Below are 11570 nucleotides of genomic sequence, written 5' to 3'. Positions count from 1 at the left end.
CCCCTGCTCCCTGAGGACCGCGGAACGAGCGCCCCACCCCCGCTCCCTGAGGAGCGAGGAACGAGCGCCCCACCCCCGCTCCCTGAGGAGCGAGGAACGAGCGTCTCGAAGGGGAACGTCAGGAGTAGACGTGCGGCGCGAGCGTCGCGACGTCGCGCAGGTTGCGGTAGCCCTCGGCGTAGTCGAGCCCGTAGCCCACGACGAACTCGTTGGCGATGTCGAAGCCGACCCAGCGGGTGTCGATCTCGACCTTCGCGGCATCGGGCTTGCGCAGGAGGGTGAGGATCTCGACGGAGGCGGGCGAGCGCGAGTCGAGGTTGGCCCGGATCCACGAGAGGGTCAGGCCGGAGTCGATGATGTCCTCGACGATGAGCACGTGCTTGTCGGTGATGTCGGTGTCGAGGTCCTTGAGGATCCGCACGACACCGGAGGACTTGGTGCCGGAGCCGTAGGAGCTCACGGCCATCCAGTCCATGGGGGCGGAGCCGGGCAGGTGACGCATGAAGTCAGCCATGACCATGACCGCGCCCTTGAGGACACCGACGAGGAGCACCTCCTTGTCGCGGTAGTGCTCCCAGACCTCGGTGGCCAGCTCGGCCAGCCGTGCCTGGATCTGCTCCTCGGTGATGAGCACCTCGACGAGGTCGTCCTGGATGTCCTTGGAGTCCACGGTTCTCCTTAGCGAGCGGGCCTGGGCGGTCTCATTGTCCACCAGCGACCGGGGTGATGCGCACCCGGCCGTCGGCCCGCCCCACCCGCAGGTTGCCGGGCACGTGCAGCGGGCCCTGACCGTGCCAGTCGGTGACCAGCCCGTCGCACGCGGCGACGTGGGCGGCGGTGACCGCGCCGGCGGGCGAGCCGGCCCGCAGCAGCAGTCGGCGCCACACGCGGGAGCGAAGGGCGGGAGCCAGGTCCGCCAGCACCCCGACGGGCACTCCGGCCGGGTCGTCGTCGGGCACGGCCGCCTCGGCGAGGTCGTCGAGCAGGTCGGCGTCGTCGCGCAGCAGGTCGGCGCTGCGCACCAGCGCCTCACCGAGCCCCGGGCCCAGGTCGTCCTCGAGCATCGCGAGGGCCTGACGCACCCGCACGCGGGCGTAGGCCCGGTCGGAGTTCATCGGGTCCTCCCACGGCACGAGTCCCCATGCCGCACAGGCCTGCTCGGTCGTATCGCGGGGCAGGTGCAGCAGCGGCCGGACGAAGGGAGTGCCCTCCCGCACCACGAGCGTGGGCATGCCGGCGAGCGAGCGAGCGCCCGACCCGCGGGCGAGCCCGAGCAGCACCTGCTCGGCCTGGTCGTCCCGGGTGTGGCCGAGCAGCACGACGTGCGCAGGGTGCTCCTCCCCCATCGCGGCGGCGGTCTCGGCGAGGGCCGAGTAGCGGGCCTCGCGGGCGGCTGCCTCGAGCCCGTCGCCGCTGGCGGCGACGACGGCCTGGACGATCGCGACGGGCGCGAGCAACAGGTCGCCGCACTGCTGCGCGGCGAGCAGGGCGGTCTCCGCGGAGTCGGGCTGGAGACCGTGGTCGACGATGATCGCGCCGACGGTGACGTCGTGGGGGGCGCCCTCGGCGGCCAGCGCCCCGGCGAGGGCGAGGGAGTCGGTGCCCCCGCTCACGGCGGCCAGGGCCAGGGACCCGGGGGGCAGCCCTTCGAGGACGGCGCGGACCCCCCTTCGGCAGTGGGCCTGCGCAGGGTGACCGGCCCCCATCAGCCGTGGACCCGCCGCACCCAGGTGGTGGGGTCGGTGATCTCGAGCGGAGTCGGCAGGGTCTCCGGCGAGGTCCACACGGCGTTGAAGCCGTCGACGCCGACCTGCTCCTGCACGCCACGGACGAAGTCGGCACCGTCGCGGTACTGGCGCATCTTGGCCTCGAGACCGAGGAGCCGTCGCAGCATGCGGTCGGCGGCGCCGGCCCCCTTGCGTCGGCGGGTGAAGCGCTCGCGGATCGTCGCGACGCTCGGCACGTGCTCGGGGCCCACGTCGTCCATGACGACGTCGGCGTGCCCCTCGAGCAGCGACATGACGGCGGTGACGCGGGCCATCTGCTCGCGCTGCTCGGGCGTGATGACGAGGTCGGGCAGGCCCTGGCCCTCGCCGCTGAGCACCTTGGGCAGCTGGGCGGTCACCTGCTCCAGACGCGAGCGCAGCGACTCCATGTCGGGTGCGAGCTCACCGGCGAGGTCGCGGGCCTGCCCGATGAGGTGCTCACGCAGCCAGGGCACCGCGGTGAACTGCACGCGGTGGGTCTCCTCGTGGAGGCAGACCCACAGCCGGAAGTCGCGGGGCGTCACGCCCAGCTCGCGCTCGGTCGCGACGATGTTGGGGGCGACGAGGAGCAGCGCCGGGGTGCCGTCGGGGGCGATGTCGTACTGCCCGAGGACCTTCGTCGAGAGGAAGGCGAGCATGCCGCCGGCCTCGACGGCCGTGACCTTGGAGCCGATGGCCTGCGCGGCGGCCGAGGGCTCCTTGCCACGGCGGGAGGCGACCCGCTCCAGCGCGGGCTGCAGCAGGGCGGCCATCGAGTCGGCGTTGACCTCGATCCACGTCGGGCGGTCGACGACGAGCGGCGCCGGGGCGTCCCCGGGGGCGGTGAGTCGTGAGGTGGCCGCGACCGGCGCGACGGCCGCCGCTGCCAGCTCGCGGATCTCGGCGACGGCCTCGGCAGCCTCGTCCTCGCTCACGTCGGGGCCCGGCGGCACGAGCCGGGCACCGGTGGACTTGGCGAACTTCCAGTCGACGTACTGCGTCACGCCCCCATCCAAACACCCCGCGCGCCGGCCCGACACCTCTGTCAGTCGCAGCCGCAGTCGGTGATGCCGGCGACGATCCGGTCCAGTGCGGCCCGGGCGCCCAGCGTGCCGGTCGTCGAGGGGACGCGGTCGGCGATGATGACGTAGGTGAGCAGCCGTCCGTCCGCGGTCGTCGTTGTGCCGGCGAGGGCCGAGGTGCCGGTGAGCGTGCCGGTCTTGGCGCGGGCGATGCCCGCGGCGTCCCGCGACTCGTCGGTGCGGTAGCGCTCGTGCAGGGTCCCGGTCAGGCCGGCGACGGGCAGCTGCGAGAGCACGACGCTCATCGTCTGCGCCGAGCCGGTGATGCCGAGCTGCATGACGTCGGAGATGACCCGGGCGGGGACCACCTGGCCCGAGCTGAGCCCGCAGTTGTCCTTGAGCTTGACCCCGGTGAGGTCGATGCCCGCGTCGTCAAGGGTGGAGCGCACCCAGGCGGTGGTCTCCGCGAAGGACGCGCCGGCCCCGTCGGCGACGGCGGCCTGGCGGGCGACGTTTTCGGTCAGGGCGTTGTCGCTGTCGTCGAGGGCCAGGGCGAGGACGTCGCCGAGGGGCGCCGACTCGACGGAGGCCAGCTGCTCGCCGTCGGCGGGGGCCGCCCGGCGCCACGTCGTGGGCGAGTCGTCGACCGTGACCTTCACGCCCGCCTTGTCGAGCTGAGCGGCGAAGGACGCGAGCACCGCCTTCTCCGGGAAGGTCGGCGACGGCTTGAAGGGCTCGGGCCGGTCCCCCGCCAGCCCGATCATCGAAACACCCTGGGTGTAGCCGGCCGCGACGTCGGCACGGTCCCAGGTCGGCGCGTAGCGCTCACCTGCGGCGTACGTCGCGTCGAGGCGAAGGGAGCGGGACCCGCCCCCCTTCGTCCCGAGGGAGTCGGCGACCTGCTCGGCGAGGTCGGCGAGACCGGCGCGGCCCTCGACGGCAGTCGGGTCACCGTCGCCGCGGGCGAGCATCGTGTCGCCGGCGGCGACGAGCACGAGGTCGTCCCCGTCGGCGACGACGGTCGTCTTCATCGTCCGGCTCAGATCGGTGCGCTCGGCGACGGCGGCCGCGGTGAGCAGCTTGGCGGTGGAGGCCGGGGTCTGGGGGCGGTCGGCCCCCTTCGTCCAGACGGGGTCACCGGTGACGGCGTCACGCACGACGATCCCGACCCGCGGGCCGAGGGCGGAGGAGCCGACGTCGTCGGCGATCGCGTCGCGCAGGCCGGCCGCGGTCGGCAGGGGGGCGGACTCGTCGGCGGGCGGGAGCACGGGCGTGGGCTCGACCGGCTCGGGGGGCTGCTCCGAGGCCGCCTCGTCGATGGTGAGCACGCCGGGGACGCGGTCGTACGCGTCGGCCACCCCGTAGCCCACCGCGAGCGCGGCGACGGTGGTGACGGCGACGAGAGCACGTCTCACGGGCGGCCCCTTGCGGTGTTTTGGCGGAGGTGGTGGAACACTGGCCTCCGAGAGTAGTTCACCCATTCACGGACAAGAGGTACACCTGTGGAGTTCGACGTCACCATCGAGATCCCGAAGGGCCAGAAGAACAAGTACGAGGTCGACCACGCGACGGGCCGCATCCGTCTCGACCGCATGCTCTTCACGTCCATGGCCTACCCGAGCGACTACGGGTACATCGAGGACACGCTCGGCGAGGACGGCGACCCGCTCGACGCCCTCGTGCTGCTCGACGAGCCGACGTGGCCCGGCTGCCTCGTGCGCGCCCGGCCGATCGGCATGTTCCACATGCGCGACGAGGCCGGTGGCGACGACAAGGTGCTGTGCATCCCGGCCGGTGACCCGCGCAAGGAGCACATCAAGGAACTCGAGGACGTCAGCGAGTTCGACCGTCTGGAGATCCAGCACTTCTTCGAGACCTACAAGGACCTCGAGCCGGGCAAGTCCGTCGAGGGCGCCCACTGGGTCGGCCGCGAGGAGGCCATCCAGACGATCCTCGAGGCCATCGAGCGCGCCAAGGCCAATGGCGTGACCACCGCCCGCTGGAACATGCCCAACTCCGGCCACGCCCCGCAGGAGGACGTGACCCACTCGGAGGAGGACATCAAGGCCGCCGCCGCCCGTGCCCGCGAGGAGCTGGCGACGAAGGAGAAGCCGCTCAGCGACGACTGAGCGATCGCGCCAACCCGCGGCGGCCCTGCCGCATCATCCACGCGTGGTTGGCCCGCAGCACTGCAGGCGCGAGGGTCGSCGCCCGGGACCACCGGGCGGCGACCCTCACGTCTTGGTCGAAGGTCGCGCACGCCCCGCCGCCCTGCGGATCGCTGTCGACCGACCACTGCGCCCACCCCTCGAGGTCACCGTCGAGGCGAACCCGCAGGCGGCCCCGTGCGTGGTCCTCGATCTCGCGGGTGAGGACCAGGTGCAGGGTGAGCGGCAGGGCGCTGCGGATCCGGGCCCGCCCACTCCGCTCGTCGAGCCGCCCGACGGAGCGCACCTGTGGCCACCACGCCGGGTATCCATCGATGTCGGCGAGTGCCGCGAGCACCGCCTCCCGGGGGGCAGCGAAGGACCACTCGTGGTGGAAGGTGAAGGTCGGTCCGGTCACCCGTCCATCCTCTCCCCGCGGCTCCCTCCTCCCCCGGTCCCTGAGGAGCGAGGCCGTCCACGGCCCTCCCGTCCCCCCGGTCCCTGAGGAGCGAGGCCGACCGCGGCCCTCCCGTCCCCCGGTCCCTGAGGAGTGAGGCCGCCCGCGGCCCTCCCGTCCCCCCGGTCCCTGAGGAGCGAGGCCGACCGCGGCCCTCCCGTCCCCCCGGTCCCTGAGGAGTGAGGCCGCCCGCGGCCGAGCGTCTCGAAGGGACGTCAACTACGTTGGCCCCGTGCGCTACTACTCCCGCGACGGACTGACCTTCGACGTCGACGACACCGGCCCCGAGGGCGCCGATCTCGTCGTCCTCCTCCACGGCTGGCCCCAGGACCGGACGGCCTGGCAGCACGTGACGCCGCGACTGACGGAGGCCGGGCTGCGGGTCATCGCGCCCGATCTGCGCGGCTACTCCCCCGGGGCCCGTCCGGGCAACCACCTCGAGTACGGCCTCGACGAGATCGTCGGTGACGTCGTCGCTCTCATCGACGCGGCTGGAGCCGAGCGGGCGCACGTCGTCGGGCACGACTGGGGCGGGGCGCTGGCTTGGGCAGTCGCCGCGCGCGAGCCCGACCGGGTCGAGACCCTCACCGTGCTGTCGACGCCGACCGGCGCGGGCATGGCGGCGGGCTTCCGCGCGGGCGAGCAGCACAAGCACAGCTGGTACATGGCGGCCTTCGCGCTGCCGCTCGTGCCGGTGCTCTTCTTCCGCCTCTTCGCCCAGCAGATCCTCGAAAAGATCGGCATGCCCCGCGAGCGCGCGGCCCACGACGCCGTGCGGCTCAAGACGCCCGGCGCGGCCCAGGGCACCTTCGCCTGGTACCGGGCGGCGCTCTCCCCCACCCTCATGTGGCGAGCCCGCCGGACGAAGGGGGGTCCTCGCCGCAGCGTGAACCGCCGGGTCATCCCGACGGCCTACCTGTGGGGACGCAAGGACCCGGCCTTCGGCGAGGTCGCGACGACGCACACCGTCGAGCAGCTGCGGCGCCGCGCGGGCGACCGGCCGGAGCTGGCGATCACGCGCGAGCTCGACGCCGGGCACTGGCTCATGGAGACCCACCCGGACGTCGTGGCCGACGTGGTGCTCGAGCGGATCGGCAGCGGGCGCGACGAGGCGCTCGCGGACTGATGCGCACCTCTCGTCGCGCCGTCCTGCTCGGGGCGCTCATCCTGCCGGTCGCGGCGTGCGGCCGGAGGAGCGACGTGCCCGACGTGCAGGCCGCGCTGCGCTCCGCGGTCGAGGCGCTGCCCGAGCACGTCGCCGGACTCGTGCAGTACCAGGACTCGACCTCGGCAGGCACGACCATCAGCGGGGTGCTGACCCTCCAGGGCTCCGACCACGCAGCCGTCACCGCCTCCCTCGAGCGCGTCCTCGAGGCGGTGGCCCGCACCTATCGCGACCAGGCCGACGCGCGCACGGCCTTCGTGCGGCTGGAGGCCCATCCGGCCGACGACCCGGCCACGCGGGTGCTCACCACCGAGGTCGTCGCACCGTCCGAAGACGCCAACACCACGACCGACGACCTCGATGCGCACTTCGACCTCTGAGGCGCGCGACCCGATTACGCGCGAGGGGCGCTCATCCGTATACTCGTGCCTCGCGTCCTCGGGCGCACGCCGCCTTAGCTCAGTCGGCTAGAGCGTCTCACTCGTAATGAGAAGGTCGTCGGTTCGATTCCGACAGGCGGCTCACCTGAAGCCCCCGGCCCCCAGTGGCCGGGGGCTTCGTCGTCCCTCTCTTCACACGTATTGCCCTAAGGTTCACGCGGTGAGGCCCATCGGCATGGGTCGACGCACTGCGGGTGCTCCCCCTGGGGGGCCGTACACACCACAGCAGGTCTCCCGCATGCCTAGAGGAGAGAGATGACCCAGGAAGCGTCAACGGGGGCGGACACCCGCCCGAGTGCGGGCGACGACCGACCCATCACGGTGGCTTCCGTCCCCGGATCGCACGTCTACGTCCGACACATCGCCCACGAGGGGAAGCCCTCGGGCGTGCGGCGGCTCGAGGACCCGGATCCGCAGGCCCCCGAGCGCTCCACGCAGCAGCAGTGGTGGCCACCCGTCATGCTGGACCCCGCGTGGTTGGCCGACGCCGACTACGACTTGCTGCACGTGCATTTTGGCTTCGACGCGCGTGACCCAGCCCAGCTGGACGAGGCGCTGTCCGTCGCTCGTCGGCGAGGAGCGCCGATCGTCTACACCGCCCATGACCTGCGCAACCCACACCACGTGGACAGCACGACGCATGCACGCCAGCTGGACGTGCTCATGCAGCACGCGGACGCCGTCATCACCCTCACTCCCGGGGCAGCCGATGAGATCCGTCGTCGGTGGGCGCGAGACGCCATCGTCCTGCCCCACCCGCACGTCGTCGACCTGCCGACCATGCGGGCCCACCGCACCAGCGACGCGCGCTCCCGCAAAGCTCCTGGTGAGTTCCGCGTCGGGGTGCACGTCAAGAGCCTGCGGGCCAACATGGACCCGCTGGCCGTCCTCCCCGTCCTCGAGGAGACCGTCGCCGACCTGCCGGGCGGGGTGCTGCAGGTCAACGGGCACCGCGACGTGCTCTCCCCCGACGGTGCACGACGCGACGCCGCCCTGACCGACCACCTCGAGACGGCCACGCACCGTGGCCTGGTGGACCTGCGGGTGCACGACTACCTCGACGATGCGGCCCTGTGGGACCTCCTCGGTTCGCTCGACGTCTCGGTGCTGCCCTACCGGTTCGGCACCCACTCGGGGTGGCTGGAGGCCTGCCGGGACCTCGGGACGACGGTCGTGGCGCCGACGTGCGGCTACTACGCCGAGCAGGGTCCGGTCCTGACCTACGAGATGGACGAAGGGAGCTTCGACCCCGAGAGTCTCGCAGCGGCCGTCCGCAGCGCCTACGCACACGGTCCGCTCCCCTCACCCACCGTCGATGAGCGTCGCCGTCAACGCCTGGAGGTCGCGACCGCGCACGAGGACCTCTACCGACGGCTGCTCTCATGAGTCACTGCCGCAGCGGCCTGCGCATCTGCCTGATCGCGTCCAGCCGGTTCCCCGTGCGTGAGCCTTTCGCCGGCGGTCTTGAGGCGCACACGCACGCGCTGGCCAAGGAGCTGCGTCGTCGCGGCCACCACGTCACGCTCTTCGCCCGGTCCGGCTCCGATCCCGACCTGGACGTGCACGAGCTGCCGCTGGCCGTCTACACCCCTGACGACACGGCCCGCCAGGACATCGCCGCCCCACCGGAGGTCTGGATGGAGGAGCACCACGCCTACTTGGGACTCATGCTGGACCTGATGCACGCCGGCCAGGCCCGTTACGATCTCGTGCACAACAACAGCCTCCACCACCTGCCGGTCGCGATGTCGCGGGCCCTCGACATGCCCGTGGTCACTACCCTCCACACGCCGCCCCTGCCGTGGCTGACGTCCGCCGCGCAGTTCGCCGGACCGAACTGTTACTTCGTCGCGGTGAGCGACGCCACTGCTCGGGCCTGGGCGAACGTCGTCCCGAGCATCGCCGTGCCCAACGGGGTCGACCTCGACCACTGGCGGCTGGGTCCGGGCGGGGGCCCGGCCATCTGGTCGGGCCGGATCGTGCCGGAGAAGGCACCTCACCTCGCGATCGCGGCAGCGCGCCGAGCGGGGGTGCCGCTGCGCCTGGCCGGCGAGGTCCTCGACCAGACCTACTACGAGCGCGAGGTCGCGCCCCTGCTCGGCGAGGACGCCGAGTACCTCGGGCACGTGACCCACCGCGAGCTGGCTGACCTGGTCGGCGGTGCGAGCGTCGCCCTCGTCACTCCGGCCTGGGACGAGCCCTTCGGTCTCGTGGCCGCTGAGGCCATGGCGTGCGGGACGCCGGTCGCCGCGTTATCCCGCGGCGGGCTCGCGGATCTGGTCACCGCCGAGACCGGGGCTCTGGCGGACCCGGGTGACGTGCCGGGTCTGGCGGAGGCGGTGCGTGCCGCGCTGACGCTCGACCGGCGACAGGTCCGGCGCCAGGCCGAGGAGCGCCTGTCCCACCGCACGATGGTCGACGGCTACGAAGGGGTCTACAGCCGGGCTCTGGAGGCTGCAGCCGCGTGATCGGCTACTACGTGCACCACCACGGCTCGGGGCACCTCCACCGGGCCCAGTCCGTCGCGGCCGCGTGGCCTGGTGAGGTGACGGGCTTGTCGACCCTGCCGCGGCCGCCGGGGTGGAGCGGCGACTGGATCCAGCTGGACGACGACGCGCCCGCGGCCGGCCACCCCGACGTCACAGCCGACGGGAACCTGCACTGGGCTCCGGTGGGTCACACCGGGCTCTCGAGCCGGATGGCCCGAATCTCGTCCTGGCTGGAGGCCGCCCGTCCGAGCCTGCTCGTGAGCGACCACTCAGTCGAGATCACCCTGCTCGCCCGTCTGCACGGAGTGCGGGTGGTCGCTGTCGTGCTGCCCGGTGACCGTTCCGATCCGGCGCATCTGCTCGGGTACGGCGTGTGCGAGGCTCTCGTGGCGATGTGGCCCGCCACCGCCCGGGTTCACACCGGCCTGCCCCCGGATCTCGTGGCCCGTCTGCGGTGCGTGGGTGGGCTCTCGCGCTTCGCCCCCAGCGAACCGCGGCCGCGACGTGCCGGAGAGGCTCACGTGGCCGTCTTGTGGGGGCGCGGTGGTGACGGCCCCCCGGAGCACGAGCTCGCCACGGCCCGCCGCCGGACTCGCGGCTGGACGTGGACCGTGCTCGGAGGGGACCAGTGGGTGGCAGATCCCTTCGACGTCCTGCTCAATTCCGATGTGGTGATCACCCACGGCGGTCAGAACGCGGTCGCAGAGACCGCCGCCGCGCGCCGTCCCGCGATCGTGCTCCCGCAGGCGCGCCCCTTCGACGAGCAGCTGGCGATGGGGCAGGCCCTGGACGACGACCGGTGGCCGGCCATCGTGTGCCACTCGCTGCCGCAGGACAGCTGGCTGACCCTGCTCGAGCGAGCGCGTCGGCTCGACGGCCACAGCTGGCAGGGGTGGTGCGACGGGCATGCCGCCGAGCGGTTCGTCACAGTCCTGCTGGAGGCAGGTGCAGCATGAGCAGCATCACCACGATCACGATCGCCCACGGTCGAGGCCGACACCTGCTCAACCAAGGGCGCACCCTGCAGCAGGGCACCAGAGGCCCGATCACCGGGTCGTCGTCGCCATGGACGACCCGGCTCACGAGGCGCCGGTAGCCCACGTGGTGCAGCTCGGACGCGACCCTGACGGGCTGCCGTTGGCCGCTGCCCGCAACCTGGGTGCCGTCCGAGCCCGTGAGCTGGGCGCCGACGTCCTGGTCTTCCTGGATGGACGTCGAGTCGCCACCGGTCAGGCACCTGGACGTCATCCTGAGCAACGCCGCGATCTTCAACCTACGGTGGGGCGAGTGGCCGATGACGACCTGGCTCCAAGGCTTCGCGGATCTGGGTCTGCTCGAGTACGTCGACGGTCACTGGCAGCGCGTCGGGTCGGCCTGACTCCTCGGGTGGTCCGGCTGCAGAGACCCGCACGGGCCACCGGATCAGCCGTCCCAGCGCTCGCGCCACATCTGCTGCGCGTACCCGATCTCGGTGCGGATCGCAGTCATGATCACGTCGGTCACCTCGCGGGCGGCCGCATCGTCCGTGCGACCGGCCCACGCCGACAGGTCGATCGGCTCGCCGACCGACAGGCAGGCGGTGTGGCGGTGCCAGACGTGGTGGTGGCCCTGCTGCGGGCCCCAGGTCCCCACGGGGATGACCGGCGCCTGCGGATGACGAAGGGCGAGACGCGCCGCCCCCGTACGGGCCGGCCCCGGCATCCGGTCGGGCTCGGTCGTCAGCTTCCCCTCCGGGTACAGCGCGACGAGCTGGCCCTCCTCGAGGCGCTCCGAGGCCGCGTCGAGCGCACCGGCAGCCGCGGCCGAGCCGCGGGCCACCGGGATCTGCCCGGTCGCCCGGGCCAGCGCACCGACGACCGGCCAGCCGAAGACCTCCTGCATCGCCAGGAAGTGCGGGAAGCGCCGGTGCCCGATCGCCACCCGGGCGACCGCCAGCGGGTCGGTCAGCGTCAGGTGGTTGGCCACGAGGATCACCGGCCCTCGCCGGGGCACCGAGCCCGCGGTGTGAAACCGCACCCGGTGCGCGACCTTGGCCACGAGCCACACGAGCGCGAAGCCGACGGCATTCTTCACGTGCTGGCGGGGCGAGATCCGTGGCCGCATGG

At 72.7% G+C, this 11570-nt stretch carries 14 protein-coding genes and 1 tRNA gene; 9 read left to right on the top strand and 6 right to left on the bottom strand.

Annotation, left to right across the window (positions count from 1 at the left end; genetic code table 11):
• Window positions 1-118: 118 nt before the first annotated feature.
• Genes hpt through dacB form a run of 4 tightly spaced genes read right to left on the bottom strand, consistent with a single transcriptional unit; the run spans window position 119 to window position 4182 of the window.
• Complete coding sequence (hpt, locus tag AB4Y78_RS12725) at window positions 119-670, bottom strand: hypoxanthine phosphoribosyltransferase (RefSeq protein WP_259912167.1); 552 nt, start codon at window positions 668-670, stop codon at window positions 119-121.
• 31 nt (window positions 671-701) lie between these two features.
• The gene (gene tilS, locus AB4Y78_RS12720; protein ID WP_441715327.1) at window positions 702-1706 is read right to left on the bottom strand and encodes a tRNA lysidine(34) synthetase TilS; all 1005 of its coding nucleotides are present in this window, start codon (window positions 1704-1706) and stop codon (window positions 702-704) included.
• Entirely contained in the window at window positions 1706-2749 is a 1044-nt protein-coding gene (locus AB4Y78_RS12715; protein ID WP_259912163.1) for a zinc-dependent metalloprotease, read from the bottom strand. Before AB4Y78_RS12715 ends, tilS begins: the two co-directional genes overlap by 1 nt.
• Window positions 2750-2790: 41 nt before the next feature.
• Window positions 2791-4182: a D-alanyl-D-alanine carboxypeptidase/D-alanyl-D-alanine endopeptidase gene (gene dacB / locus AB4Y78_RS12710; RefSeq protein ID WP_192899835.1), complete on the bottom strand. Its 1392-nt coding sequence runs from the start codon at window positions 4180-4182 to the stop codon at window positions 2791-2793.
• Window positions 4183-4269: 87 nt separating this feature from the next.
• Here dacB and AB4Y78_RS12705 point away from each other — a divergent pair, with 87 nt between their 5' ends.
• Window positions 4270-4896 (top strand): inorganic diphosphatase, encoded by a 627-nt coding sequence (locus AB4Y78_RS12705; protein ID WP_282070930.1) that lies wholly within the window; start codon window positions 4270-4272, stop codon window positions 4894-4896.
• Here the strand turns inward: AB4Y78_RS12705 and AB4Y78_RS12700 are convergent.
• Window positions 4883-5332 (bottom strand): SRPBCC family protein, encoded by a 450-nt coding sequence (locus AB4Y78_RS12700; RefSeq protein ID WP_441737184.1) that lies wholly within the window; start codon window positions 5330-5332, stop codon window positions 4883-4885. The genes AB4Y78_RS12705 and AB4Y78_RS12700 overlap by 14 nt on opposite strands.
• A 271-nt stretch (window positions 5333-5603) precedes the next feature.
• On the opposite strand from AB4Y78_RS12700, the gene AB4Y78_RS12695 reads away from it, so the two are divergent.
• The 8 genes from AB4Y78_RS12695 (at window position 5604) to AB4Y78_RS12660 (ending at window position 10843) form a co-directional block, all read left to right on the top strand.
• Complete coding sequence (locus tag AB4Y78_RS12695; RefSeq protein WP_441715322.1) at window positions 5604-6497, top strand: alpha/beta fold hydrolase; 894 nt, start codon at window positions 5604-5606, stop codon at window positions 6495-6497.
• Window positions 6497-6916, top strand: a complete 420-nt coding sequence (locus AB4Y78_RS12690; protein ID WP_441715320.1) for a hypothetical protein — start codon at window positions 6497-6499, stop codon at window positions 6914-6916. Before AB4Y78_RS12695 ends, AB4Y78_RS12690 begins: the two co-directional genes overlap by 1 nt.
• A 68-nt stretch (window positions 6917-6984) precedes the next feature.
• Window positions 6985-7058, top strand: a tRNA-Thr gene (locus AB4Y78_RS12685).
• Between the two features lie 239 nt (window positions 7059-7297).
• Window positions 7298-8362 (top strand): glycosyltransferase, encoded by a 1065-nt coding sequence (locus AB4Y78_RS12680; protein ID WP_441715318.1) that lies wholly within the window; start codon window positions 7298-7300, stop codon window positions 8360-8362.
• A complete protein-coding gene (locus AB4Y78_RS12675) occupies window positions 8359-9444 on the top strand; it encodes a glycosyltransferase family 4 protein (RefSeq protein WP_441715316.1) in 1086 nt (361 codons plus the stop codon). Before AB4Y78_RS12680 ends, AB4Y78_RS12675 begins: the two co-directional genes overlap by 4 nt.
• Complete coding sequence (locus tag AB4Y78_RS12670; RefSeq protein ID WP_007929665.1) at window positions 9441-10421, top strand: glycosyltransferase; 981 nt, start codon at window positions 9441-9443, stop codon at window positions 10419-10421. The genes AB4Y78_RS12675 and AB4Y78_RS12670 overlap by 4 nt, the downstream gene beginning before the upstream one ends.
• Window positions 10418-10561 carry a hypothetical protein gene (locus AB4Y78_RS12665; protein ID WP_265230014.1) on the top strand — a complete coding sequence of 48 codons (144 nt, stop codon included), beginning with the start codon at window positions 10418-10420 and terminating at the stop codon, window positions 10559-10561. Before AB4Y78_RS12670 ends, AB4Y78_RS12665 begins: the two co-directional genes overlap by 4 nt.
• Window positions 10562-10672: 111 nt before the next feature.
• Window positions 10673-10843 (top strand): hypothetical protein, encoded by a 171-nt coding sequence (locus AB4Y78_RS12660; protein ID WP_265230015.1) that lies wholly within the window; start codon window positions 10673-10675, stop codon window positions 10841-10843.
• A gap of 44 nt (window positions 10844-10887) precedes the next feature.
• Here AB4Y78_RS12660 and AB4Y78_RS12655 read toward each other — a convergent pair whose 3' ends face one another.
• The gene (locus AB4Y78_RS12655; protein ID WP_387356358.1) at window positions 10888-11568 is read right to left on the bottom strand and encodes a lysophospholipid acyltransferase family protein; all 681 of its coding nucleotides are present in this window, start codon (window positions 11566-11568) and stop codon (window positions 10888-10890) included.
• Window positions 11569-11570: the final 2 nt, after the last annotated feature.

The sequence above is a fragment of the Janibacter sp. RAF52 genome, from assembly GCF_052114035.1.
GTDB lineage: Bacteria > Actinomycetota > Actinomycetes > Actinomycetales > Dermatophilaceae > Janibacter > Janibacter hoylei.
The sequence above is the reverse complement of the archived record's forward strand: the minus strand, read 5'-3'. Positions and strand labels throughout refer to the sequence as shown.

Excerpts from the sequence above, each read along its gene's own strand:
- AB4Y78_RS12675 (WP_441715316.1), top strand. The coding sequence starts at position 8,359 with ATGAGTCACTGCCGCAGCGGCCTGCGCATCTGCCTGATCGCGTCCAGC.
- AB4Y78_RS12690 (WP_441715320.1), top strand. The coding sequence starts at position 6,497 with ATGCGCACCTCTCGTCGCGCCGTCCTGCTCGGGGCGCTCATCCTGCCG.
- tilS (WP_441715327.1), bottom strand. The coding sequence starts at position 1,706 with ATGGGGGCCGGTCACCCTGCGCAGGCCCACTGCCGAAGGGGGGTCCGC.
- AB4Y78_RS12665 (WP_265230014.1), top strand. The coding sequence starts at position 10,418 with ATGAGCAGCATCACCACGATCACGATCGCCCACGGTCGAGGCCGACAC.
- AB4Y78_RS12655 (WP_387356358.1), bottom strand. The coding sequence starts at position 11,568 with ATGCGGCCACGGATCTCGCCCCGCCAGCACGTGAAGAATGCCGTCGGC.
- AB4Y78_RS12660 (WP_265230015.1), top strand. The coding sequence starts at position 10,673 with ATGGACGTCGAGTCGCCACCGGTCAGGCACCTGGACGTCATCCTGAGC.